The organism is Pseudobacteriovorax antillogorgiicola (genome assembly GCF_900177345.1).
Taxonomy (GTDB): Bacteria; Bdellovibrionota_B; Oligoflexia; order Oligoflexales; family Oligoflexaceae; genus Pseudobacteriovorax; species Pseudobacteriovorax antillogorgiicola.
Genome location: NZ_FWZT01000038.1, coordinates 1 through 24,941, shown reverse-complemented (window position 1 = coordinate 24,941; position 24,941 = coordinate 1). Strand labels below are relative to the sequence as shown.

19 protein-coding genes are annotated in these 24,941 nt (G+C 46.8%); 9 read left to right on the top strand and 10 right to left on the bottom strand.

The window, feature by feature from the left end; translation table 11 throughout:
* Positions 1 to 213: 213 nt before the first annotated feature.
* Entirely contained in the window at positions 214 to 609 is a 396-nt protein-coding gene (locus B9N89_RS29745; protein ID WP_132326060.1) for a response regulator, read from the bottom strand.
* Between the two features lie 255 nt (positions 610 to 864).
* Here B9N89_RS29745 and B9N89_RS29740 point away from each other — a divergent pair, with 255 nt between their 5' ends.
* On the top strand, positions 865 to 2,310 hold the full coding sequence (locus tag B9N89_RS29740; RefSeq protein ID WP_159455732.1) for an ABC transporter substrate-binding protein: 1,446 nt from the start codon (positions 865 to 867) through the stop codon (positions 2,308 to 2,310).
* A gap of 7 nt (positions 2,311 to 2,317) precedes the next feature.
* Positions 2,318 to 4,387: an ATP-binding protein gene (locus B9N89_RS29735; RefSeq protein ID WP_132326056.1), complete on the top strand. Its 2,070-nt coding sequence runs from the start codon at positions 2,318 to 2,320 to the stop codon at positions 4,385 to 4,387.
* On the opposite strand, the gene B9N89_RS29730 is transcribed toward B9N89_RS29735, so the two are convergent.
* A complete protein-coding gene (locus tag B9N89_RS29730; RefSeq protein ID WP_132326054.1) occupies positions 4,384 to 5,862 on the bottom strand; it encodes an amidohydrolase family protein in 1,479 nt (492 codons plus the stop codon). The genes B9N89_RS29735 and B9N89_RS29730 overlap by 4 nt on opposite strands.
* 349 nt (positions 5,863 to 6,211) lie before the next feature.
* On the opposite strand from B9N89_RS29730, the gene B9N89_RS29725 reads away from it, so the two are divergent.
* The 3 genes from B9N89_RS29725 (at position 6,212) to B9N89_RS29715 (ending at position 10,101) form a co-directional block, all read left to right on the top strand.
* Positions 6,212 to 6,442, top strand: a complete 231-nt coding sequence (locus tag B9N89_RS29725; protein ID WP_132326052.1) for a hypothetical protein — start codon at positions 6,212 to 6,214, stop codon at positions 6,440 to 6,442.
* A 160-nt stretch (positions 6,443 to 6,602) separates the two neighbouring features.
* Positions 6,603 to 8,600: a hypothetical protein gene (locus B9N89_RS29720; protein WP_132326050.1), complete on the top strand. Its 1,998-nt coding sequence runs from the start codon at positions 6,603 to 6,605 to the stop codon at positions 8,598 to 8,600.
* A gap of 256 nt (positions 8,601 to 8,856) precedes the next feature.
* On the top strand, positions 8,857 to 10,101 hold the full coding sequence (locus B9N89_RS29715) for a hypothetical protein (RefSeq protein ID WP_132326048.1): 1,245 nt from the start codon (positions 8,857 to 8,859) through the stop codon (positions 10,099 to 10,101).
* A gap of 48 nt (positions 10,102 to 10,149) precedes the next feature.
* Here the strand turns inward: B9N89_RS29715 and B9N89_RS32220 are convergent, their stop codons facing one another.
* The 3 genes from B9N89_RS32220 to B9N89_RS29705 form a co-directional block, all read right to left on the bottom strand.
* A complete protein-coding gene (locus B9N89_RS32220; RefSeq protein ID WP_268808955.1) occupies positions 10,150 to 10,284 on the bottom strand; it encodes a hypothetical protein in 135 nt (44 codons plus the stop codon).
* A 121-nt stretch (positions 10,285 to 10,405) separates the two neighbouring features.
* Positions 10,406 to 10,606 carry a hypothetical protein gene (locus B9N89_RS29710; protein ID WP_132326046.1) on the bottom strand — a complete coding sequence of 67 codons (201 nt, stop codon included), beginning with the start codon at positions 10,604 to 10,606 and terminating at the stop codon, positions 10,406 to 10,408.
* Positions 10,599 to 12,044, bottom strand: a complete 1,446-nt coding sequence (locus tag B9N89_RS29705; protein ID WP_159455731.1) for an O-antigen ligase family protein — start codon at positions 12,042 to 12,044, stop codon at positions 10,599 to 10,601. The genes B9N89_RS29710 and B9N89_RS29705 overlap by 8 nt, the downstream gene beginning before the upstream one ends.
* A 190-nt stretch (positions 12,045 to 12,234) precedes the next feature.
* Between B9N89_RS29705 and B9N89_RS29700 the strand changes: the two genes are divergently transcribed.
* Complete coding sequence (locus B9N89_RS29700; protein ID WP_132326042.1) at positions 12,235 to 12,582, top strand: response regulator; 348 nt, start codon at positions 12,235 to 12,237, stop codon at positions 12,580 to 12,582.
* Between the two features lie 48 nt (positions 12,583 to 12,630).
* Here the strand turns inward: B9N89_RS29700 and B9N89_RS29695 are convergent, their stop codons facing one another.
* Complete coding sequence (locus B9N89_RS29695; RefSeq protein ID WP_132326040.1) at positions 12,631 to 13,089, bottom strand: hypothetical protein; 459 nt, start codon at positions 13,087 to 13,089, stop codon at positions 12,631 to 12,633.
* Positions 13,090 to 13,161: 72 nt separating this feature from the next.
* The gene (locus B9N89_RS29690; RefSeq protein ID WP_132326038.1) at positions 13,162 to 13,641 is read right to left on the bottom strand and encodes an FKBP-type peptidyl-prolyl cis-trans isomerase; all 480 of its coding nucleotides are present in this window, start codon (positions 13,639 to 13,641) and stop codon (positions 13,162 to 13,164) included.
* 185 nt (positions 13,642 to 13,826) lie between these two features.
* Between B9N89_RS29690 and B9N89_RS29685 the strand changes: the two genes are divergently transcribed.
* From B9N89_RS29685 to B9N89_RS29675, 3 genes are all read left to right on the top strand, one after another.
* Positions 13,827 to 15,788 carry a M13 family metallopeptidase gene (locus B9N89_RS29685; RefSeq protein ID WP_132326036.1) on the top strand — a complete coding sequence of 654 codons (1,962 nt, stop codon included), beginning with the start codon at positions 13,827 to 13,829 and terminating at the stop codon, positions 15,786 to 15,788.
* A 95-nt stretch (positions 15,789 to 15,883) separates the two neighbouring features.
* Positions 15,884 to 16,306, top strand: a complete 423-nt coding sequence (locus tag B9N89_RS29680; protein WP_132326034.1) for a hypothetical protein — start codon at positions 15,884 to 15,886, stop codon at positions 16,304 to 16,306.
* 130 nt (positions 16,307 to 16,436) lie between these two features.
* On the top strand, positions 16,437 to 18,359 hold the full coding sequence (locus B9N89_RS29675) for a B12-binding domain-containing radical SAM protein (RefSeq protein WP_234996201.1): 1,923 nt from the start codon (positions 16,437 to 16,439) through the stop codon (positions 18,357 to 18,359).
* A 33-nt stretch (positions 18,360 to 18,392) separates the two neighbouring features.
* On the opposite strand, the gene B9N89_RS29670 is transcribed toward B9N89_RS29675, so the two are convergent.
* From B9N89_RS29670 to B9N89_RS29660, 3 genes are all read right to left on the bottom strand, one after another.
* Complete coding sequence (locus tag B9N89_RS29670) at positions 18,393 to 22,766, bottom strand: efflux RND transporter permease subunit (protein ID WP_159455730.1); 4,374 nt, start codon at positions 22,764 to 22,766, stop codon at positions 18,393 to 18,395.
* A 35-nt stretch (positions 22,767 to 22,801) separates the two neighbouring features.
* Positions 22,802 to 23,800, bottom strand: a complete 999-nt coding sequence (locus B9N89_RS29665) for an efflux RND transporter periplasmic adaptor subunit (RefSeq protein WP_132326030.1) — start codon at positions 23,798 to 23,800, stop codon at positions 22,802 to 22,804.
* 484 nt (positions 23,801 to 24,284) lie between these two features.
* Positions 24,285 to 24,686, bottom strand: coding sequence for a hypothetical protein (locus B9N89_RS29660; protein ID WP_132326028.1), 402 nt, complete (start codon positions 24,684 to 24,686; stop codon positions 24,285 to 24,287).
* Between the last annotated feature and the right edge of the window lie 255 nt (positions 24,687 to 24,941).

Genomic DNA, 24,941 nt, shown 5'->3' with positions numbered 1-24,941 from the left:
AAGAGTATCAGGATGAACTCCGAGTTGTTTTGCTGCTTGTGTCAGTCGTACTTTCATATCGAAAAATATATGCAATTAGCATAGTCATGTCAAGACTAATATAGAATATTTCTAGCTGCTTCTAGCCCTCGACAAATTTCAATAACGTGCTCAGCATACCATAGCTTGCTGAGAAAGCCATGACAGATAGAGAAAGAGTGTAATGCACGACAACTAAGACGCGACCTGCAAACTAGAAAAATGCTTTTTAAGTTGTTCGTAAAGGTGTTCAATTTCGATAGGCTTATCTAGCAAGCCGGCGGCACCCTGATTCTTAAGCTCAGTCTCGCTATACTCACTTTGGCCTGTCATCATAAGAACCACAGGCAGGTGCAGTTCGTGCTGCTGTAAGCCAGTGAGAAGAAACATACCGTCGCCTTTAGCCATTTTAACGTCACTGATTACGTAGTCTATAGGTTCTCGTTGGATAATTCCCAGCGCTTCCTGGGCTCCAAACGCAATTCGCATCTTAAAGCCGTATTCGCTCAACTCTTCCGCAATTATTTCAGCTAAATCCTCTTCGTCATCAACCACCAATAAAGTGTAGTCAGCCGGGTTAAAGTTACTCATATTTCCCCCTCGCTGGTGGATTGGTATCTCGGTTTATCTAGTCACAGTATACAACGATAGTTGGGCCAAGTAACAACCAAGAACCAAAGATTTTTATTCCTAAGACAGATGAAGGGTAGACTTTTGGGGACGATTGACACTTGAGGCTAAGAAGATTCAAGATCTTACAATTCCCCCACTTAATGATGACAGAAACGAAAGAATTAACCCGTCATGATTTGCGTATTAATTCCGAAATCTTCGTTAGGAGGTACCATGATCACCAGACGCCATCTCATCAGAAATATCGGCCACATGGCAATGGCATTATACGGTTCGCAACTTGAGGCAAAAGCAGATCAGAATTCCCAAAGTCTTCAGGATCAGGTGACAGACCTTATTGACAAGCAGAGGTTTAAAGGCTCGCAGAAACTAACTCTTCTCTATCCCAAGGGTTGCCTAGCAAACTTAGAACCGGCGGTTAAGATTATCCGCGATCTCACCAAAATCGAAGTACTCTTGAAAGAGTCTGCCCTCGATCAAATCTCTGTGGATATTCTAATGGCGCAAAAAGTAGGTCGAGATAATTTCGATATTGCATTGCCACCTACCTTTGCGATCCCCGACCTAGTAGCCGGTGGTCACCTAGAGGATTTGAGTCCCTACGCGAAAGTTTGGGAACCGAAGGAATACAGAAAATCAATCCTCTACAGCCTGGGTGATCGACACCTAGGCAAGCTTTACGGCTACCAAACTGATGGTGACGTTTACTTAATGTTTCTCAATAAGCGTTGGTTAGAGAATAAAGATCTTCGAAATCGGTACGCCCAAAAATATCAAACAGAGCTAACAGTTCCTAAGACCTGGCCAGAACTCGATCGTCAAATCGCCTTTATGCACAACCCAGAAGCGAATCGCTGCGACGGCCTTCTGTTTCGAAACTTAAACTATGTCCTTTGGGAATACTGGATTCGACTCCACGGTGCCGGACTGTTCCCATTCGATAAAGACATGAATCCCCAGCTCGCAGATGACCGAGCAATTCAAGCCCTTGATGAGATGACTGAAGTAACAAGAAGCCTATGTAAGGATTCGCGAAGCAACGGCTTATTTGAGAACTTCAAATCTTTTGCTGAAGGGAACAAGTACTGCAACTTAGGCTGGGGAGGAACCCAGAAGTTCCTCAATGGTCCCCAATCAAAGATCAAAGACGACTTGATCGTCGTTGCACCTCCTGGCGGTCAGTTCGGCCCCCGAATCGAGACACTACCTTATTTCAACTGGGGCTGGAACTTCTGTGTGTCAAGCCAATCGAGGCAAAAGGAACTAGCTTATCTCATCTGCCTTCTCATGGGGACTCCCCAAGTGTCCGTAAGATCTGTGGCAGCTGCGGATGGCTATTTTGATCCATACCGTAGCGAACACCACCAAGACCCAGAAATCATCAAAACCTATGGCACGAATTTTTTAGATACTCATCGCAATGCACTATCACGGGCGATTCCTGATCTATACCTGCAAGGTCAAGGACAGTACCTAGCCCCGTTGAAGCAAGCAGTATTTTCAGTCACACAGAAGCAAATGCCAGCAAAAATCGCACTAAAGCAAGTCTCTGCGAAATGGCAAAAAATCACCGATCAACTCGGCCGCGAAGAGCAGGTCAGGCAGTGGGGAAGTCTTCGGGCAGCCTATCCTGACTACGTCAGGCCTTTTCTTAGTTGAGTGAATCATGAGCGGAGAAAATAGCCTAAGTTCAAAACCTCCTCGTCGTGGACATCTAGCCTTTTTCATCGTTGTTGCCCTGGGCTTGGTCATTAGCTACCTTGCCTTTCGAGAATTTGAAACAGCCAAGCTAGAATCTCAATCTCAACAGCTTCAACATCTCAGAACATTAGAAAACCAAAGAATCGACGCAGAGGTCGCCCGCAAACGATCACTTCTAAACTATATCAATCGATTCTTTGCTGCCTCTCAAAGGGTGGATGCCCAAGAGTTTAAGAAATTCGCTGAATTTGGCATCGAGCAATTTGGTCTGCTTGGCATCTGTTGGTCTGGTTTTGAGACCCACGAAGTCTTTAGGATTGAGACGCAGCGACCCGTGTGCAACTACCTCGATCCGCTGGAACCGAATCAACTTTTATCGAATGGCTCTCTCATCAAACTATCTCAATACACTGTTTCTGGTGGAGGACAGGAAGGCTACATCAGTATTTTCTTTTCTCTGGGTACTCTGGTGCCGGAGTCCACCGATAGTAGTTTGCAGTACTACTTCGTAATCATCAATGAGATTAAAAACCAGCTGAACCTTTTGCAGGTGCAAGACGGTATCGTCAAGCCTGTGGATGGCATGCTACCAGAAAATGAACTGAGCCATACTCATCGAGTTTTCTACTTCAATGGCTTTCAGCTGCTTTTTCTCAGCCGTAGTGCCAGTCCGATAGCAAGATTTAGCAGCATCGAGATTGTCTTTCTAGCCTCGATTATCGTGCTGTTTTTTATGATTGGACTCTATCTTTTCACCCAGATCGAGCAAAAGCAAAAAATTGCCATGGAGGTTGAAGCCAAAACTCTGGAGCTTTCCGAAACAAACAAGTCTCTCCTAGTTGCAAAGCAGATTGCTGAAGAGGCAAACCGGCTAAAGTCCATGTTCCTTGCCAATATGAGTCATGAAATTCGAACACCATTGAATGGTATTATTGGTCTCGTAACGCTTCTGGAGGATGATATTCGCAACCCTCAGCATAAGCAAACCATACAAACCATCATCAGTAGCTGCGATACTCTACTCACTGTCATCAATGATATCCTGGAAGTGTCAAAGCTTGGCGAGCGAAAGGTCGAGCTTGAACATCGCCCATTCGATCTGATTGCAACTCTTAACGAAATGGTAAAGCTCTACGGCTTTGTTGCTGAAAAATCAAACTTGAAGTTCCAGCTCAACATTCCCAAAGGCTTTCAAGAACTATGGATTGAGAGTGACGAGGCACGCCTCAAGCAGATCCTCGGTAATCTGATTAGCAATGGGATAAAGTTTACCCCTCAAGGCCAGATATCACTTTCACTCCGGGTCGATGAGAACAGCCCAGGCTCGAATCTTCAGCGAACGATTCATTTAGAAGTAGAGGATACCGGAATTGGCCTTAGTCCAGAAGATCAGAGGAAGCTGTTCCAGCCGTTTTCCCAAGTCGATGTATCGACCACGCGGGTTTATGGCGGCACAGGCCTCGGCTTATCTATATGCAAAATGCTCGTGGAATTATTCGGAGGCTCGATCGAGGTTAATAGCACCATCGAACAAGGTTCCACGTTTACCGTGACCGTCACAGTAGATCTCGCTTCTAGGCCTACAGCCGTCACCCCGATCGACATGAAGCCTACCACAGAAAAGACGAACGAACCCAGCCTAAGCCATTCGCAGTTACAAGTGCTTGTGGTCGATGACAATGATACAAACCTTGCAGTAGCTTGTGGTTTCTTAAAAAAGTTGTTTAATATTGAACCTGATACTGCGAAAGATGGTTTGCAAGCCGTAGAAGCCTGCCAGGACAAAATCTATGACCTTATTCTGATGGACTGTCATATGCCGAACATGGACGGATTTGAGGCTACCAAGAAAATTCGCCTCGAAAGCCGGCACAATCAGAAATCATTAATCGTCGCTCTCACTGCCAGTGTGATGGCCGAGGATATTGAAAAAATCAAGGCTTCGGGAATGAATGATGTGATGGGCAAGCCATTGAAGAAGACGATCTTAAACGACTTGATAGGCCAATACTTCCCCATCTCCAACGTTTCTTAGAGGCTTTTTAGTTTCATCAGCCAGCTTTTCTCGAAGTCTTTGAACCTTTCCTTAAGCTTTTCTATCAGCTCAGATTTTTCTTGCTCTTCCAAGAATGCGGTATGAAGAGAGTTCTCAAAGACTTCTTTTAGCTCACTGTACTCTATATCCGTATAAAGGATAGCTGCCTGACACTCTTGATTGATATTCGTACGAAAGATACCTTCATCATCTGTAGATAAAGAGACCCGCAGTCCCAACCTTAGAAATTTAAGAAAGGGATGCTCAGCCACATCTTCGATGACACCAAGCTTCAAATTACTCAGTACACTAGTTTCAATAACAACCCCCAATCGCCGGGCGATCTCTAACTCTAGAACCTGATCAGCTAGCAAAACGCCATGACCTAGTCGCTCAATTTTCATGATCATTGCATCTCTTAGATTGCGGGGATCACCATGCTCCCCGACATGGGCAGAGGTGTGAATAGGACGATCGGGGTGTAACAGCAACTGGCCATAAAGCCCCTGACCCTTTTCTAAAAGTGGTTCGTGGGCTTCGTAGCCCACCATATTCACACCCACTACCCGTGGGGGTATATCCTGCTTGATCAGCTCAGCGGTTTTTTGAAAATGACGCTTAGCTGAGGCCCAGCGGCCGTACGACATTAAGAAGTTGGTCCGAACTCCGTGCTCCTTTTCCAGCCATAAGGCCAGCTCATCATAGTAGGCCAGTCCATCAGGGTTTGCCTTCATGCCTTTCGAAAGCTCCTGATAGAAAATCCCTTGCTCCTTAGCCAGAGCCGTGAAGTATGAATAATAGACCCGCTTCGCATCGAAGTCAGCTTTATGAATGAGCGAGGTAAAATTAAAAACCGCTTCAAAGCGCGAGAACGGGTGGGCCCCTTGAGGCAAGAAAAACAGACCAACCATACGTTCTTGCTGCTCCGGGCTTAGGTCTATATATGGAGTCGGTGGCAGGTCATTGAGAAAGTCAAGCTCTCCCGGATAGAGATTTCCTGCTCCAGATTTGATCAAGTCCTCTATAATTTTTCGGGATACTTTGGGATTAACTCGCACCATTAATTTGCGAAGCGGTTCCTTATGAATCATTCCTGATGGATGAAGGTGAAGCGCCCCTCCCTTAGGAATTTCCGCACAAAACTTTTCAACTAAATCGTCTTGGCGAACTTTAGCTAGTGAAAATAATGAGCTTTGGCGAGCCGTTTCTTTTGCTTGAGCGATGGCCAGTTTGTGCCGCTGATCTATTTGAGCCAAGAGCTTCTGGTTGGCAGGAATCGCCTGCTTAGCTAAGAGAGACTCCCACTCATCGCGGGTCACTGCCTTCCCCACCTTAATGCGTTCTTTCAAAAACTCTCTTGCAGTATCATAGGCTTTAAGATGGCTTTCAACAACGATGTCCAGGTCATGAGGCTTTGAGTCTTTGGGAATAGTAGTGCAAGATACTAAAATAACGAAGATAATAATACGGCTCACTGGCCCTCCACGATCGCAGTTCCCGATTCACTGATCCTCAGCTTCGATTTACAAGAATGCCCAAGGGGATGTTGACATTTCGAACACAAGCACCTGATATTCCTAGATAAATACAATCTATTGTCGCTCGTCGCCACCATACTTTCGATATGCCTTTTCCTAGCTCCTCGCCTTGTCTTCATCCAGTCAGGCCCGCTACGTGTAAACGTCAACAGACCTCTATATCATATACCAGTAGGTTTTTATTAGACAAATTAAAGAGGCCTTGACCAGCATGTCATTTAGACATAATTTGACTGCGACCTCGGGATCGAGGTTCTTTTGTCCTTTCTCATTGTTGGAGTTGAAAATGAAATCGATGTTGACCAGTTTTGCCATTGTGTTGAGTTTGTCCTTCCTTAGTCTAGCCTGTGAAGACCTATTCGGTACAAAGTCTGACGAAACCACACATAGCAAAGCTAAAGTTTCAGAAGAAACAACGGCTTCTCCTAAAGAAATTCGCATGCTAGATGCGGAAAAGATGAACCAGGAAGACAGCGCTGAGGAACTCAGCGACGAAGCCGCTCACAAAGAGAATTAGATTTGGCGAAGGCGCTTCACCCCTAGCACAAATAACGTCGTAGGTCCTCGCGACCTGCGACACCCACCCGGCAGATTATTCTCCAATACCACCTTCACAACATGATACGATAAAATGGCATCCATTATACACAGAGAAGAACAAGATCTTTGGGGAAGCCATGAAGCGCATCATTTTTAGTATCTTTCTAAGCCTCGTTATATCATCCCATGGGTTTAGCAACCGCGCTGAACGGGTGGATATTCGCCACTTGGCTGACGATCTACTGACCGCTTATCCCGACATCCATGAGTTCGCCGAATTTCTCTCAAAGCTCGACCTTGATGATGACTGGGACGATCTGGAAGAAGAATCCCAAGAGCGAGAGAAGCGCCTCAAGCAGCTTGATTCGATTCCAATTGCAACCCTCCCTATTGGAAAACGCTTTACTGTTCACCGCGAGATGATCGAACTCATTGAAAAACAGATCATCTATCTCGCCTTTCGCCGTGACCACCGCTTCTACAATCTCTACCAAAAATGGCTCATCGAACTAGAATCGGAGAAGCCCAAACGCTTCGACCAAGACCTTCAGAATCATCAATTAAAAGGTCTTGAAATAGCAAGGACCATGGCCAATACTTATGAAAAGCTAGAACCAGAATACAGCCAGTACACCTTGATCAAATTCTATGTATTCAACAAAAATGAAAACTTCGACTTCTATTATAAAAAGTTTAGACGCAGTCACCCGAAATCAAACTACATCCCAGAGCTTGACCACTTAGCTGGTGAGTATTATTTTTCTGAAAAAAAGTGGGATAGGGCCTCATCATTATTCGTTGCAGCCCTAAAAAATAAATCCAGTAAGATCCGACCCTATACCGCTTTCAAATTGGCTTGGACCCAATTGTTTATAGCCAGCGCCGCAAAGAAAAAGAGTGATCGTGATAAGGCCGAAAAAAAGGCTGATGCTGCGTTCAGGCTTTCACTGAAATTGATGGACGATTGGAGTGAATACAAGCCTGTCTTTCCTCTGATGAAAGAAGCTAGCACCGACCTGGCCTGGTACTGGGGATCGCAAAATGTTCCTGAGGCTCGTGTAAAGAAATATTTCAAAGATATCGATCAAGAATGGGCCACTGCCGAATACTATTTCTATCGTGGAATCACCATGGCACAAAAGAAAAATGCCGAGGGGATGGAAGAGTCATTCCAAAAGCTATTCGCCTTCAATAAAGAAGCTAAGAAACTCCCCCGTTACCATCTGAAGCTTATCGAGCTTTCCATGCAACTGCAAGCATACGACGTTCTCGTAGAAAGCTTCAAGAGTATGCAGAAGCTGCTAGATAAGGAAGGCGAATGGTTTGATGAGTGGGAAGATAATAAGCCCTTAATTGAGTTGACTAGAAACCAAATACCTTACTACTTAAGAACAACCGCTATAAACCTACATCAACAAGTGATTTCCCTGTCTCAATCGGCTCAGAACCTGAAGAGTCAAGCACAACAGAAAGCCATGATGGACAAGGCGCAGGCCCTACTGAAGGTGACCAATGAACTTTATGAGCTGTTCTATAACAACTACCCCGACCAAAAGGGTTTCGACGACATTGCCTTCAACTATGGCAATATAAAATATGAGATGGGTGATATGAAAGGAGCTTTGGGAATCTTTTCCAAGGTGGCCCGCATGGATGCCAGCACCCACAGACAAAGTGCAGCCTACAATGGTGTGATGGCAGCGTTCAATATGGTCCAGCAGGACAAGCCGCCGACGCTCCCAGAGCCAGGCAAGGCTGAAAAACCTGTGCCTCTTCCCGAAGCCCAGCAAGCCCTGATTCAACAGATCGACTTTTTTGTCAAAAACTTTCCAAAAGCCGATGAGAGAGTATCGTCGGAATACACAGCGGCCCAGATACTCTATGACTTTGGCCACTATCCCGACGCCTTCAAGCGATTTGCTGAACTCGCAATTTCTCACCCTAAAACAGCAGAAGGCGAAAATGCCATGCGCACGATTCTTTCCTATCACTGGGAGCGAAAGGAATGGACACAGGTGGTAAAAACAGCCAATAAATTCATCATCGAACCAGCTGTAGTTGCCGCTGGGCATGAGAAATTCCTGGAGGAAACCCTTTCTTACGCCAAGTCACAGGCAGCCGTATCGAAAAAATAAGAGCCACACCTGTTACCAATTGTCCACAGCTTTCAGCAATGAAAACAGGTGGACAAGCTGGATCTTGGTTTCCCAAATTTTAATAGACTCCAATTAATTCTTACTCAAGAGGAGAAAGCTGGGAATTTACTTCCTAGTAATCACCACTTATAATTTTGTGCTTTGGTAAGAATGAAAGGCCCTCAAGCGAAAAGCTCTAACTCCGAACCCATAAATGATTTTAGAGCTTCCGACCTTTTATAGGAGTTTTTATAAAATGGTTCTCAAGAATAGATTTCAAAAGATCGTCATGACCAGCCTGATTGGGGCTTCTCTTGGCCTCGTTGGCTGTGGTGCTGAGGAGGAGGAAGAGGATGGCGATACGGTAACAACTGATACAGTCCCCCAGATTCAAGCTATCGATCTAACCGGCTTAGGCAATGGAACGTCGACGTCGTTAGTAGAAGACGATTGCGATGCAGCCAGCAGTGGCGGTATTTTCGGCCTCGCATTTGGTGGCGCCTGCCACACAGCCCCCTTCGCTGAAAACCTTCTCCTCGGTGAAGATGGTGGCGATCCCGGCGGAGACGGTACCGTAGACTGTGCCGACTACGACTCGGACAACGATGACTCAGGGATCTTGATGAGTCTTCTGTGTGAGTCTTTTATCCAGCAGAACCCTAATATGGTTAGTATGGGATTTGAAGACGATGGCTCTGCGATCGCCGCGAGCTTTGTGGACTTCGATAGCACAGATACTATGACTGCGGTCGGAGCTTGGTCTGCGGGTAACTCTGATAGTTTTCCAGCAAACATTCGTATGTGGTCGGGTACGACTCTATCTGACCTAACAGGAATCGTTGGCATCAAGCTTAGCGACCTGCAAAACGGTACTATCTACTTCGACAGCACTCCTTTTACATCAACAGGTGAGCAGGCCATCCAAGTGCAGGTGGATTTTTCAGCGAAAGACGATGCTAGCAACTGCGCTACCAGCCCAAGCACCGACAACTGCCATTGGCAGGAGATTAGGCTTTATGCCGGGGAGACCTTGACAACCAATGGGCCTCCGAACGGTTTCCACCTTCGCATCCTAGCCAATGATGTTGATGCTCCAACTTTTATGGTCCTTGAAGGTCGCTATCGCTACGCTGAAAATCCAAACTTTGGAAATGGGATGAGTGATACTCGCCAAATCTACTATCAGGTGGTTGAAAATAACGATGTCGTTTGGGGAACATTTGCATTTCTTGATGCCAACGGCGATGCTATCAGCACTGGTAATACATTTGTCGATGCCTTCCTAACGAGCCTTGCCAGCGATGGAATTTGCTCGGACGATCTGGTGACGGATGCGAACAACAATTCTCAGGCTAAGACTTGCACCGAGTTAGGAGTGGATGCATCGGTTTGGACAGACCTTTTCACAGGCCAAACAGATTTCACAAATATTACCGAAAGCCCTGTGCCAGATATCTTCTCCACTGGGGCTCCTACAGAGTCAGGAATTACGACTCTGTAAGTTAAGAACCATTTTTAGGGAGGCGCATGTCGCCTTCCTTCAGGCCTGTCAGTGACTATCGAAGCACGCTTCAGCATCCTCTTTCGTAAAAAACTGCTTTTTACACTGCTTGCAAACATACTTAGCGCCCACTCGCTTGTACTTTTCAGATTTAATTTTCTCATCTTTGGGATTCATGGACATACGATGGTTCCTCACCAGGTGGTTTTTCTGTTCCCTAACATTGTATCAAATCTTGATAAGAGGGGAATGGCAAGGAGCCTCCGTACTGGATGCTTGACCCAGCTTGAGTTGACTGTTAAAACTAGGGGCGAAAGGCTGGCGCTGCCTCTGGGCCAACCTGATCAGGCTGATAAAGGGATGGTTGCCAGCTAAGAAGCAGTCCCCATAGAGTAAACAACAAATAGAAGCCGAAAAGAATCTTTAGAAAGTTTCTACAGCTTAGTTGCGATCCCGACAGATAAAACGATGTCCCGACAATCAAAGCCAATATGAAGTTAATCACAGTCAACCCTCCTGGTTAGGCGAAACAAAGCTCCAAAAAGTAAGCCAGCGGTCACAAGGTTTCGTTGCACGTAGGTTCCCAAATCACCAATGACGTAGGCAAGCAGTTGCATAAAGAAAACAAAGCTCAACAAACCGAGAAGGAAGTGATCGGGGTGGCGGGGAAAGCGAAGCAGTCGCAACGAAAGTGCTGTCATAAACACGATCAACGAAGTAAGAACTGCCACCACGAGAGGCCCGCCATAGGCCCAGTTAGCCAAAAAAAGATTGTGGGGAGTTAGTAAAAAAGTCGGGAAAATCTCACTTAGATCTGGCATTCCGAAAACATTTGCCACCTGTCGCCCTGTTCCCATACCCATGATGGGCTCCTGAGCCACCCCGTGCAGTAGATTGGCATTCTCCAAAACACGGTAATCAGGCCGATCAGTCTGTTGAGACTCACCCACTACCAGAGATTTTACCGTTGAGCCTAAAATCCCAACCGGAGGCGGCACGTTCCAAGTTGCTGCCGTCATCGCTACGAGCACAAGGGTCCCTGTGCTAAGGGCTCTGCGATATCGGCGGTACCATTGCTTGGATCGGCTTCCTAGGAACACCAGCCCTGCGACACCTAGACCTGCAACCGCAGTCCGGCGATCATTCAAAACGAAGGCAATCACCACAGGAACGAGTCCGATCCCAGACCATAATCGATGCCGCGGGTCTGATGACTCCAGCACTTGATAAAATAGATACACAATCGCCACGGCAGCATAGATTGAGAAAAAGTGATCGATCAGATACTCATTTTCAGGATCGGTATAGGTCCCCCAGTGGGCTGCAAAATTAACAACTCCCTGCACACTCTTGAATGTGGTGGCCAAAACCAAAATGCGGAAGACAACTTTTAAATGCGTCTCGGATGAAATCAGAGTAAAGCCAATAAAAAACCAAATAGGGAGCAGGTGATGGAGCCTTGTCTGAATAAGGTGCTGGCCGATATCGCCGCCTTTGGAAAGCCCAACGCCAAGTGAGAGAAAGGTTCCCACCTGATATAGCCCGACCATAAAGAGCCCTACCCCAAGGCCTTCTCGCCACCATATGTGCCTTGTTATCTTTGGCGCACTAATCCCAATCCAAACTGCCAGGCATAGGCTCAGAACCTCTAAGGGGGTCACTTGATAGGACTGGTAGAAGAACGCTCCAAGAATCTCGGAAATGGTGTTCTCTGGCCCCCAGGGTTGAAAATTGACGTCATCCACGAAATAGCTCAAAGCCAACATAATGTACAAAAAGTACCGAGGGTGAATGGTCATGAGTTTTTGGACTAGCTCAATAATGCCAAAAAGACCTAGAGGTATGAGGGCCACCCATGCCGGGGCCTGGCTCAAAAATACCACTCCCGAAAGAATTACGCTTAGGGCCAGTCCAGCTAAGGAAAGGGTGCCTGACGGCTGCATAAATATTCGCCTTTTAAGGTTTATGGGTGCCATTCCATATTAACATAGCAAGCTATGATTCTTACAATGGAGTCATGATTAAGAAAAGCACTGATTTTGACCATTGTTTTGATAGGCACACCGTCATTTCTGTCGATATATAGGATGGCACTGGGCCTGAATTGTCACCTTATAACCCGAGGCGAATGTCATGGATGGGAAGATACTGCTCGTAGATGATGACCCCACGAGCCTGGAAATCATGGCTCAGCTATTGAAGGATCACTACCATATTACAACCGCACCAGACGGCGAAGCGGCTCTAAATATACTGGCATCGGATAGCTTTGACCTCGTGATCACCGATCTGGTGATGCCAAAAGTCGACGGCTGGGAATTGATGGAACGGGGTCCCCAGGGCAAGGTAGTCTTGTGTTCTGGAAAAAACAAGTTGCCCGATGAAGTCAACGGAATCCCAGTCATCAAAAAGCCCTTCGACTATGATGCAATTCTAGCCTTGGTTAAGGATTTGGTCGGCAGGCAGCGCGAAGCATCATAAGGATGATGATCTTCGCTCCAAGTATCTCAGCTTTCAGCTGTTCATTATTTACTGGGGAGTTTTGGTGAAATCCTGAGCCTTCCGCATCAGTTCTTCCTTCTGTTCGCTCGGCATATTCTCAAGCATCTTCATCATATTCTGAACCTGATCAGGGGACATCTTATCAAGAATGCCCTTGGCCTGCGCGAATAGATTGCCCATAGCGCCACCCATGCCCTCAGCTTGCTTCATCATCTCGTCCATCTTAGACATATCAAACTGATTCAAATCGAAGTTTTCAGGCTGCGCCTGGGGAGCTTTAAAAAATAGAATCTTCTCGTCAGTCTTTTGATGTTCGATACCCTCGCGCTCTTTGAGGAATTCGAGGACCTTATTAAAGTTCAATCCACGCTGGTAAGCGATCTCGTACATTTTTTCGAGGGGAAGGGTCACTTGATTATCGGGAAAGCCATTTTTTTGAAGGGTCTCTAGTATTTTAACGATGAATTCACCGTAGTTTTGTTCCATAGAAATCTCCTCGAACCCCCTCGCTGGGGCTGGATAATGGGAGGGGAATGGTGCCGAAGCACCAAGTTAAAATCAGTGCTCAGCGCCACCAGCACCATGGGCATGACCATGATCAAGTTCTTCTTGAGTCGCTGCGCGAACCTCGACAACCTTCACATCAAAATTCAATGTTTGGCCAGCGAGTGGGTGATTAGCATCAAGGGTTACTTCCTTGTCACCGATCTCTGTCACTGTGAAAATGGCAACTCCTTCAGGAGACTCACCCTGCACTTGCATTCCAACTTGAAGGTTTGGAATTGCCGCAAGGTGTTCTTTCTCAACTTTAGTTAAAAGGCTGGGATCAAACTCGCCATAGCCTTCTTCTGGTGCCACTGTCACCTTAAGCGCGTCGCCGACCTTCTTGCCTTTGAGTTCTTTCTCAAGCCCAGGAATGATCTGGCCGGAACCGTGTAGGTACGCCAGAGGTTCTTTGTCAGACTGGTCAATCACCTTGCCATCGTTATCGGTAAGCTTGTATTCCATGAGCACTACAAGTTTGTCGTCAATTACCATAAATCTTTTTCCTAATTCCGAGATCAAAGTTCAAAATCTAATCTGATGAACACGCTTAGTCAAGGACTAATAGACGCACTGAAACTGGTCCAGTAGCCAAACCTTAAACAATTTGCTAAAGAATCCCCCCAAAGCAGAGAAATTTATAAAATTTCCCTATCAAAATGTGAAAAGGACGCAGAATCATGAAAAATTGGCTTAGTTTATTCGTCATGGGCCTTGCGACGAGTTCTGGTGCAGTGAGTTCAAAAATTCCTGATCAACGGGAGTTTCCCATCAACACCAAGATCAACCCATGTGAAAACTTTTATGAGTATGCCTGCTCTAAGACCATCGAAGACTTCAAACTCAGAGATGACCGTAGTATCCACACTTTCTCTTTTTCCGATTCGCGGGAACGCTTGCTCGAAAAGAAAAAAGAATTTTTGCAAAGCCTACCCAAACAGAAAAACCTTAAAGGCTTTCGCCCAGCCTTGAAGAACGTATACATGGCTTGCACAGACACCAGCACGCGAGCCAATGAAGAAAAATCTCTTGTTACAGAGACGATCGCCCAGCTGAACAAGATCAAGAGCCGGGATGCTTTTCTAGACTTCCTTGCTGAACAACGCCACAACGCTCGGTTCTCGTTTATCGATATTGGTTCGGGAGCGAACAAAGACAATCCTGATTATCAGGATTTTTACTACATCGCTGATATGATGTCCCTGCCCGAGCGATCCTACTATGAGAAAGACGACGTTCGTACTGACTATCTTTCTTATTTGGAAGAGTTCTTTACTACCATCGGCGACAAAAATCCTAAGTCTTCCGCTAAAGCTGTGCTAGAGGTGGAAACTCAGTTTGCTAAGAACTACCCGCTCCCCCACGAGCTAAGAAAGATCTTTAGCCAGAAAACTTCGATTTCTCGCAAGGATCTCCTAAAGACTTATCCAACATTCCGTCTCGAAGCAGACCTCAAGCGAGTGCCGGAGAAAACCAATATTACCCACTTCCTTCCTGATAACTTTGTTTTCGTCAATAAACTCCTTGCCGAAGAAGACCTCGCTAAACTTAAAGCTGTTTATAAATTCCAAGCACTGTCGCCCATAATGGACGAGGCCTACCCCAAGTACTTCGCAACGAAGTTTGATTTTTCTGCCAAGCATATGGGTGGCCCAGCAAAGCGGTCCGACCTCGCGGAGCGCTGCACCAAAGACATCATGGGTAACTTCCGCAAGGAAATCGACTTTGAGCTGGTGGATGAAGTTTTCCCGAACTTCCCTGAAGAAAAGTTCATTGCTCTCGCCGAGACGGTAAGGGGCTCTATCATCGATGGCATTAAGGACAATGAATGGCTTTCAGAAGATGGTAAGAAAGGTGCTATCAAAAAAATTAAAAACGCCAAGCTACAGCTTGTGAAACCTCGCACGGAAGCCGAATGGTATTTCAACCCTAAGCTGGAATACAACCCGAAAGAGTTCCTTGGCAATAAGCAAAAACTCGATAAGGCCAAGCAAGATCGTATGTTTGCTGAAATCGGTGACAAACGAGACAAGACTCGATGGTGGATGGGGCCGCTTACAATCAATGCCTATTACAGCCCATCAGACAATAAATTTGTGATGCCGATCGGGATTCTTCAGCCCCCGTTCTATGACCCATCACAGCCTCAAGAGGTGAACCTAGGAGCCGTTGGAGCCGTTATCGGTCATGAGCTAGGCCATGGCATCGACGACAACGGTGCCAAATATGACTTCAGCGGTCGCCTCACCCAATGGATGCCGAACAAAGACATCAAGGAGTTCAAAAAGCGTGGTGAGAAGATGGTGTCTCAGTTTGATGGCGCTGGTCATAACGGCAAACTAACCCTAGGTGAGAACATTGGCGATCTGGTAGGTTTATCGTTTGCCTACGATGGCGCCTTCCCCAACGGCAAGGGTTCCATTGAGAACAAACAAAAATTCTTCCTCCAGTACGCCAGAGTTTGGTGTTCTGTGATTCGCCCCAAGTTTGCTGAGCGACTTCTAAAAACCGACAGCCATTCACTAGGCTGGGCACGGGTCAATGAGCAGGTGAAACACCAGCCTGGCTTCCACGAAGCATATTCCTGCAAAAAAGGACATGCTATGTATCTGGAGCCAGAAGATCGAATCCGGATTTGGTAGGCAAGCCCAACTTTCATTGCTAGACTTAAGATTGGAGGCAGCACTTAAGGCGGCCTCCTCTATTTTATAACACTGATTTCTAGGTACTAGAACTGATGGATTTCGACTCTTCAGATTTCGAACGCAAACAGCAAGTACGGAAAGCGAAAGCCCGTGAGCTAAGGCGTAAGGCCTATCAAAAGGCCAAGGAACAGCAAAAGGCTTATAGAGAAAAACAGAAGCACCAAGGCCTCACAGCTGAGCAACAAGCTGAGAAAGAGGCATTAAAGGAAAAAGCCCGCGAGCTGCGCCGCAAAGCCTACCAGGATGCCAAGGCGAAGCACAAAGCCAGCCAGAAACAAAAAAAGCTAGCTGAGCAGGAAGCTCGGGAGAAAGCCCGCCAAGCAAGGGATTCGGCTCTTAGCCTTGAGAAGCTCAAGCTAGTTACCTTCGACGAGGATCAAGGCACCTTCACACCACTCAAAACTCCACCTCCAGCACTGCGCCTCATCAAGACCCCAGGCGACTCCACCGACTGACTGCCATAGTGGGTCTCAAACCTCCTATTTCATTAGCACTTACGGTATTATAAAGAATGGTTGGAGCCACAGGCTTTTCATGCTATACAGTCCCTTTTTGACGCAATTTTTGCTTTCAGACTGGGACCCCATGACTAAGAATCCATCGCCGATTTTACTAATGACTCCACCGATGACTCAGCTCAATACTCCCTATCCTGCAACAGCCTATCTTACGGGCTTTCTAGGGATGCACAGCTACCATGTGGAGCAGCGTGATCCTGCGATTGATTTGATTCATAAGCTGATGAGTCGGCCCGGTTTGGAAGAAGTCTTCGAAGAAGTCTGTGCCAATTATGAAGATATTCCAGCGGATGATCGACCATTGGCCATCAATTTCTTTATAGATCACGTTGATCTTTATCTAAAAGTGGCGGATCCTGCTCTAAGATTTCTTCAGGGCCAAGACCCAAGCCTTGCGATGCGCATTGCGAGTCGCCGATTTCTACCGGAAGGCGTTGGCTTTTCCGCTCTTCACCAGATGGAAGAGCTGGAAGGCGAGCATTATCTGGAACGCTCGTTTGGACAAGTGGGTACCCAAGACAAGGCAAAGTATCTGGCGAGCCTATTTTTAGATGACCTGGCCCAAATCATAAAGTTGGGGATCGACCCTCGGTTCGAGCTTTCCCGCTACGGAGAACGTCTGGCAGCCAGTAACCCAAGCTTTGACGACCTTCATGACTCCATTCACGGCCAAGAAACTTTGGTCGATGACTACTTAGAAGACTGTGTACTTGGCTACCTTGACGAAGTACAGCCCACAGTGGTTGGACTCACTGTTCCCTTTCCAGGTAATGTTTATGGTGCACTTCGGATCGCCAAAACAGTGAAGGCCTGGCGACAAGACTGTAAGGTGATCATGGGAGGTGGCTTCGTGAATACCGAACTCCGCTCGTTGAAAGACCCACGGGTCTTTGAATTCATCGACTACATCACAGTCGATGACGGGGAACGACCATTGCTTTGCCTGCTTGAACACCTCGCTGGGGAGCGGGATGAATCACAGCTTTTTCGAACCTACGTTCTCAAAGATGGACAAGTTTCCTTCATCAAATCCAGCAAGGAACATGATATTCCCCATAAAGACACTGGTACCCCAAGCTATCGGGGCTTGCCCCTCCATCGCTACCTGTCGATCTGCGAAATGCCGAACCCCATGCAACGTATTTGGTCTGACGGTCGTTGGAATAAGCTCACCTTGGCCCACGGCTGCTATTGGAGCAAGTGCAGCTTCTGCGATATCAGTCTCGATTATATCGAGCGCTATGACGAGGCGAAGGCTGACTTGATCATCGATCGCATGGAGCAATTGATGGCGGAAACGGGCCAGAGCGGCTTTCACTTCGTAGATGAAGCAGCGCCGCCTAAGGTGCTTTTTGCGATGGCTCGCCGGATTATCGAACGAGGCCTCAGCCTCACCTGGTGGGGGAATATTCGATTTGAGCGTACTTTCAGCCCTAAAATGGCTGAACTGATGGCTGAGTCGGGCTGCGTTGCGGTCAGCGGCGGTTTAGAAGTTGCTTCAGACCGCTTGTTAAAGCTGATGAACAAAGGAGTCACAGTTGAGCAGGTGGCGAGAGTCACCAGGGCATTGAGTGATGCTGGAATTTTGGTTCATGCCTACCTTATGTATGGCTTCCCCAGCCAAACGGAGCAGGAAACTATCGATGCTCTTGAACGAGTCCGGCAGTTGTTCCAAGAGGGGTGTATCCAATCAGCGTTCTGGCACCGCTTTGCAGCCACCATCCACAGCCCTGTAGGGCAGAAGCCCCAAGATTTTGGGATCGAGCTACTACCGCTACCCGAAATTAACTTTGCCAGCAACGATGTGGACTTCATTGATCCCATAGCTTGCAACCATGATCAGCTTGGTATTGGCCTCAAGCGAGCACTTTACAACTACATGAACGGCATCGGTATGGAGGAGCCTCTCCATATTTGGTTTGATAACCAAGTTCCGGAACCTCTAGTCTCCCCAAACCTCATTGCTGAGGCTCTTCGAAGCAAGCTTTGACCAGCAGCAACTGAAGAGCTTCGGGCCTTGGAGTTACCTAAGGCCCATCATCTTATAGAACAGATCCGGCTGGCTGGTATGTCGAGATAAGTTGGACAGCCCGTCCACCATCTTATAGCTTACATCCCAATAAGCATCTATCACTTGAATCAGATCTTCAATATCGTTGTAAACCTGCATGGCCGATATTTGCCCGGCATCAAATCTCATCTGCGAGACATCCACCAACGATTGATACGCCTGCCACTCATTTTTGAGCTGATTGCGCTGGGAATTCAAACTTCTAAGACTCGACCATAGCTGTATCAAGCTAAGCTTCCACTTCCGCTTCTCAACCTTCAGCTTTAGCTTATTATCTTCCACAAACCACTTCTGCTTAGCCTCGGCGGTACGATCCTGGAGTCCAGAAAAAAGATCCCACTGAGCGCTAAGAAGAACCTCATCCTGATGGTTGTCTTCCTGAACTAAGCTCTGATATTGAACACTCAACTGGGGCAAATAAGTGTAAGTTTTATCGTCCAGCAAGCTATCTTGATACTGAATCTCCTGCTCAATCGCGGCTAGCCTATGGTTTTTAGGTTCTTGCAAAAGATCTTGAATGCTGATCGAAGACTCACTGGCCAGAGCAAACTGCTCAGGAAACGGGTCGCTGAGACTTGCAAGGCTCGATGGCTCAAGCTCCAGGTGGGTCGCCAATTCGAGTTTGGCAGATTCTAATAGGATCGTGCGCTCAGCAACTCGGGATTGGATCGCCTGCCATTGAATCTTAAACCTTTTCAGATCATCGCCGCTGATCAGGCCATTACGATATCTCGTCTCCTGCTCGCGATAGCGGGGCGTGATCGTTTCAAGTAGAGTCTTCGTGCTTTCCAAGCGCTTTTGCTGGTAGACGACTTCGTAGTACGCCAGCCAGGTGGCTGACTTCGCTTCAATAAGCTCACTCTGATACTCGCTTCGATAGGCATCCTCCTTGCTCCCAACGCCGCTTAGCCGCTGCTTCAAGCGATAGGGGTTTGATAGGGCTTGGCTCGCAATGATTCCATGAGTGCTCACTTCTGAGCCAAAGCGTGTCTCACCGTCAGGCCTAGTCTGCCTTTTTTGATACTGATAGGATAAACTGGGTAAGGATTCCGACCAGATGTCCTGCTTCAAATAGGTAGCCTGCTCTGATTGCCAACGGGATCGTTGAGCCGCAGGAGATAAATCTACTGCTCGTTGCTCCGCCTGGCGAAGACTCATTGCTTCCGCTGCTTCGATACTAGGGCTCAATCCCATCACTACCAAAACAGCTAATATTCCCGTCATAGTTGGCAGAGCTTGCCCAACCCAGCTGGGATCCTTCTTCTCTTGGCTGGCAACGCTAAGCCTAAGACATATAGGGATCACAAGTAGAGTGAGAAAAGTTGATACGCCAAGACCACCGGAAACTGTCACACCTAAAGATTTAAGGATTTCGCCACCACTTCCCAAACCAAGTGCGATTGGCAGCATGCCGATGATGGTTGTCATTGTTGTCATCATAATAGGCTTGAATCGTAATCGAGCCGTCAAAAGTAGGGCTTCATTCATAGTTAACTTACCATCCTGATAGCTTTTCATAAAAAAATCGATGAAGATAATCGAGTTATTAACCGCCGTTCCGCAGAGCAGAATCAAGCCGAGCATCGAATTGATGGACAGCTTTTCTTCAAATAGGAATAAGGAAAAAGCGACCCCAATAAACCCAAGAGGGATCGCAGCCATGGCGATCAAGCTCAGCTTTAACGTTCCAAACTGAAGCGTGATCACAACCAAGATCAGAGCTAATGAGATGACAATGGCACTGACCAAGGAGTTAATATTCTCATCGACTTCAATGGTAGGATCTGCAAAACTCAGAGCCTGGTAGTCGATGGACTTGTTAGCCTGCAAGTCTTTCTTGATGTCAGCTATGATTGATGTTCTTTGATCTTTGAAAACATCTTTCACACGAGCTTCCAAATAATAGGCGTTCTTACCATCTTCATTCTTATAGTGCCCCCACTGGCTTTCAAGTTGCAACTTCACCAGATTACGAAGCGGCAAGACACCTTCACCAAAGGGCAGCAGGATATTCCCTAAGTCTTGCAAACTATCGAATCGATCCCCTTCGTATTTCATATAAAGATCTTTCTCTTCACCATCGATTCTTATGTTTTGTAGAAACTGCTTATCTACAGCGTATTCCACCAGGTTCTGTACCGAGTTGAGATTTAACTGCTGGGGATCTGCTCCGTTGATACGATGAATTTGTTCTTCTTCAAAATTGAGAGTAAAGCGGTTGTGTCGCCAAACACCAGGCTGCGCGTTAACATGGGTTAACTTATCATTTTGCCCCAGAATACCCTGCAATCGACCAAGTTCTTCCCGCGCCTCATCAGGATCATCTTGGGTAACATATATTCTTAGATCTGGTGGATTGGGAATCTCCAGCTTACTAGGCGCCCATGATGAAACCTGAATATTGTAATCAAATTGATTGGTAAAACGAGCTTCCATTCGCTGCTTCGCTTTATCAAAAAGACTGGTATCTTTCAAATGCCCTGCGATCCAGACTTCATGATTTCCAATCCCCGCATAAACCCCTTGGAAGACATCTTGGAACTCATCAATCATCACGGTTTCATACTCCTTGATAGCAGCTTCCACGTCCTCAAGGGGTAGCCCACGATTCTTCATCTGAATCCCCAGAATCAACATATCCGTTTTCGGAGCAGGCATGATCTCTCTCTGGATCACATTCTGAAATAGATAGCCGCTGGCCGTTATTAGGGCCAAGACTGTAGCCACAAGGCCCGCCATCAAGGCTTTACTTGTTAAGAGTCGATTCAACACGAACAGGTATGCTCTTTCGCCTATGCCAAAAAGTCTCATAAAACCACGGGAGAAAATACCGGGCTTCCCTGGCTCCTTCTGATGAGTCCAAAGGAAAAGCGAAGGAATGATAAGAAACGACACAAGCAGTGACATCATGATCACACAGACCATTACAATGGCCAGATCACCAAGAATTGCCGATGCTAGTGGGGCTGTGAACACCATGGGGAAGAAGACAATAACCGTGGTCAACGCCGATGCGACGACGGGTGCCGTTACATCTTTTACAGCCAAGTAGATGCCATGCAATCGCTCTTCGAAGTTTGTCGGTGGCTCATCCTGAAGGCGACGAACAATGTTTTCGAGGGTAACAATCGTACTGTCGACGACCATCCCCACCGCAATGGCCATTCCTCCGAGAGACAAAAGATTGATCCCGACACCGAACGCCTGCATGATGATTAATGTCATACTAAGGGACAAAGGCATAGAAAGGGAAATAATCATCGAGCTGCGAAAGCTACCAAAAAAAAGATATACAATCAGGCTTGCAATCACCATAGCGCTGACCACAGCGATGGCCACATTACGAACCGCACGATCGATGAACTTAGATGGGCTCGTCACAGCATCAATTTCGATCTCTGGATGATGTTCCTTAAACTCATTCACCACCGACGCCACACGGTCTGCTACATTCTTCAAGTTCGCATCGGGTTTGGGCAAGGTAATCAAAAACATGCTGCGTTGCCCATTAGCATGGTTGATTTCATCTTCTTCGATGGGTTCATTTTTTACCCGAGCCACATCCTTCAGCCTAATGGTTTGGCTTCCTCGTGACTCGACGATGGTTTGTCTTAGCTCATCCAGATCATCAATTTTCAAAGCACCGGTGATTTCGTAGGAGGAGCCATCTTTGAAGCGCATCACACCTAGCTTACGATCGAACTGCCTCATGGCAATCACCTGCCGCACCTGCTCAGGGGAAACTCTATATTGGTAAAGCTTTTCAAGATCTAATTCGACTAAAATTTCGGTCTCATCCCGCTGGGTGACAAAGGTATTTTCCACGCCCTCTAGGCGACTGATTAGCGGCACTAGCTTCTGATGTATCAGCGTTCCTAGAACTGGGAGTGCCATTTCTTTCGAATGGGACATCATAAGAATTCGTCCCGATCGCCCCCCTTGTTCTCCCACCCAAAAGTCGCCCCACTGGCGAGGCATTCTTGCTGTAAAGGCACCAAGGCTACTGCGAACATCGGCTAGGGCTTCATTGGGATCGTAGTTCCAATCAAACTCTATTCGGTAACCGAAGGAGCTAGGGTAATAGTCGCCCTTGACTTGGGTCACACCCTCTAGATTGAGCAAGGCACTTTCAATCTTTGTGCCCCAATTGCTGATAAATTCCTGCTGATCCACTCCCTGAGGGTTGAGCCAAGCTTGGATTGTGGGCTTACTAGTTGCCGGGTAGAGGCTAATAGGCAAGTGTGAAAACTGATAGACTGCCCCAAGAATCACAAAACTGACAAACATCACCATAGCCGCAACATTGCGGTAAAACTTTTTGATCACTACTCCCTCCGAGTCTAGAATTTCCCGCGGCCACATTAATTGATCGAGCTTTGATTCTCTTCTTGGCTTTTGCTAATCGCTTGGTCCTTGACAACACTCACAGTTTGTCCTGCTTTTGGTCGTTGTTTATAGGAAACAATCAGCCATTCGCCGACCTTAAGACCTTCCGTGATTTCGAATTTACCGCTAATAACCTGACCAGTTTTGACTGACCGAGTTTCGACGGTGCCGTCATCCTTATAGACAAACACCTCATTCTGCCCACGACTAAACTCAGAGGAACTGATTTGGATGGCCTCTCGCTTACTAGACTTAAAGAGTACTTTGACAAAAGAGCCAATCTTCGCCAGATTACGGCAGTGGGCAAGCTGCTTTTGGTCCTGGCAACGAATTCTAACTCTTATGGGATAGAACCCCGTTTTAGGATCGGCACTGGGACTCACCGCTGCAACCTTACCGGTGAAGAGTGTTTCTTTTTTGGTTCCAACTCCAAAGGCTGCCTGCACTGACGAATTGACTTCTAAGGTTAAGCTATCTTCGTAGGAGCCTAGAATATCCACATAGTATGCGCTGGTATCAGCGAGGCTTAACGCTGTTTGTGCCTGCTTCAGATACTGCCCCGGTTCAGCGGCCACCTGGCTAACAATACCAGACATGGGTGCTCGTATAATATAAGTTCTATAGTCCAAGCCTTGATTATCAGGGCGCAGGTCCATCAAGCGCTGACCCTTGCTAACTTGATCTCCAAGATTGACGTAGCGCTTCAAAACGGTTCCTGCTTTCTCAGTAACCATTTGATAGTCAACCAATGGTCTCAGGTAACCGCCAAACCAAAGTGGGTCGTAGAGGGTCTTCGTCGCCAGCTGCCTAACCTTCACTTCAGGAAGCGATTCATCGGCCACCAAGGTGGAGTCCACAGGATCTGGTCTGCTCTGGCAGGCATTAACGCCAAGAGAAATAATTAATGCCATATAGGCTGGCTTTAGCAGACTCCATATCTTCATCTGTAGCCTCGTATGTTCAAAGTGCCTCATGAAGTATCCTCCTTGGCTAGGTTAGTCTTGACCCACAAGCAGCCTTTTAAAGGGCTGAGATCAATTTTCAATAAAGCAAGCCACATGCCATACAGATTTTAACTTAATATCAACAAGTTAAGAGTTTCATGATGAAGTGCTTGGTGAACCTTGCTATTTTTTTGGTAGAGCTTGCCATTATTTATAATTATCCACAGCGCACCTATGACTATCTGGGTGCAGACACGGAATCAAGCTTTAAATTGCAGGGGGGGGTTAGAGTGGCAGGGACTAGGGACCTCGACGGCACCCCGAATGGTAGATCACCCGCATGGTTCGAGGTTCCTTCATCTAGATTCTGTTTAGCGGAGCACTCCTAGCTTGTGCTAAGTCTTTCTATAGCTACTGAGATGTCGCAGTTTCTAAATTGACTTTAAAAACTGCATCGTCGAATGGACTAACGTCCGCACTTTTCTTCAGATAAGAGCAATACAGACCACGGTATTCAGTCAATGACCAAATCACCAATGACCTCACAATCTTCCAATACAGTTATGATGCTGCCGTCTGGAATCCGGCTTCCCCAAGGAGTTTTTAACGAAAGGTGGACATGGCTTTCATACCATCGTTCCTCAATATTGTCGTAAGGTAGATCAATTGCCCTGCCTTTTGCCGAAGATAGGATGAAGGTATACTCTGATTCTGGCTTGGGATCTTTTATGGTAATTGTCATCCAACCCGACCGAAACCATGAAGCCGGCGTAAACTCCTTGAGGTTTAACTCTGTTGCTGTTGAATCTGAATAGAAACCATAGTCATCGTAGGCCACGACCTCAGTGTCGCAAATACTATAGGCCTGTGCTGAAATGAGAAGTGCTCCACTGAATAGCCACGCATAAGCTCGCATGATTGACCCCCTGTTTGTATTTTTAAGTTCGGCGAAGTGTACCAGCCTTAAAACAAGATTTCATCTGTGAACTTATGGGTGTCACTCTTCCGCTCCTAAAAACCTAGACAAACCTGGGTCCATCTAAAATTAAAGGTAATTCGCTCTCCGTTAATGTCGATTTCTCGCGTGTAACTGGAGTCCTGGAAGGGCGGTCACAATCCAAGGGACTGCTAACTCTTCCGATGGCGGCAAGTCTATTAAGCAAGATTGCTT

Excerpts from the sequence above, each read along its gene's own strand:
- B9N89_RS29685 (WP_132326036.1), top strand. The coding sequence starts at position 13,827 with ATGAAAAATTGGCTTAGTTTATTCGTCATGGGCCTTGCGACGAGTTCT.
- B9N89_RS29705 (WP_159455731.1), bottom strand. The coding sequence starts at position 12,044 with ATGCAGCCGTCAGGCACCCTTTCCTTAGCTGGACTGGCCCTAAGCGTA.
- B9N89_RS32220 (WP_268808955.1), bottom strand. The coding sequence starts at position 10,284 with ATGTCCATGAATCCCAAAGATGAGAAAATTAAATCTGAAAAGTACAAG.
- B9N89_RS29725 (WP_132326052.1), top strand. The coding sequence starts at position 6,212 with ATGAAATCGATGTTGACCAGTTTTGCCATTGTGTTGAGTTTGTCCTTC.
- B9N89_RS29745 (WP_132326060.1), bottom strand. The coding sequence starts at position 609 with ATGAGTAACTTTAACCCGGCTGACTACACTTTATTGGTGGTTGATGAC.
- B9N89_RS29690 (WP_132326038.1), bottom strand. The coding sequence starts at position 13,641 with ATGGTAATTGACGACAAACTTGTAGTGCTCATGGAATACAAGCTTACC.
- B9N89_RS29700 (WP_132326042.1), top strand. The coding sequence starts at position 12,235 with ATGGATGGGAAGATACTGCTCGTAGATGATGACCCCACGAGCCTGGAA.
- B9N89_RS29680 (WP_132326034.1), top strand. The coding sequence starts at position 15,884 with ATGGATTTCGACTCTTCAGATTTCGAACGCAAACAGCAAGTACGGAAA.
- B9N89_RS29665 (WP_132326030.1), bottom strand. The coding sequence starts at position 23,800 with ATGAGGCACTTTGAACATACGAGGCTACAGATGAAGATATGGAGTCTG.
- B9N89_RS29695 (WP_132326040.1), bottom strand. The coding sequence starts at position 13,089 with ATGGAACAAAACTACGGTGAATTCATCGTTAAAATACTAGAGACCCTT.
- B9N89_RS29735 (WP_132326056.1), top strand. The coding sequence starts at position 2,318 with ATGAGCGGAGAAAATAGCCTAAGTTCAAAACCTCCTCGTCGTGGACAT.
- B9N89_RS29660 (WP_132326028.1), bottom strand. The coding sequence starts at position 24,686 with ATGCGAGCTTATGCGTGGCTATTCAGTGGAGCACTTCTCATTTCAGCA.
- B9N89_RS29720 (WP_132326050.1), top strand. The coding sequence starts at position 6,603 with ATGAAGCGCATCATTTTTAGTATCTTTCTAAGCCTCGTTATATCATCC.
- B9N89_RS29715 (WP_132326048.1), top strand. The coding sequence starts at position 8,857 with ATGGTTCTCAAGAATAGATTTCAAAAGATCGTCATGACCAGCCTGATT.
- B9N89_RS29675 (WP_234996201.1), top strand. The coding sequence starts at position 16,437 with ATGACTAAGAATCCATCGCCGATTTTACTAATGACTCCACCGATGACT.
- B9N89_RS29740 (WP_159455732.1), top strand. The coding sequence starts at position 865 with ATGATCACCAGACGCCATCTCATCAGAAATATCGGCCACATGGCAATG.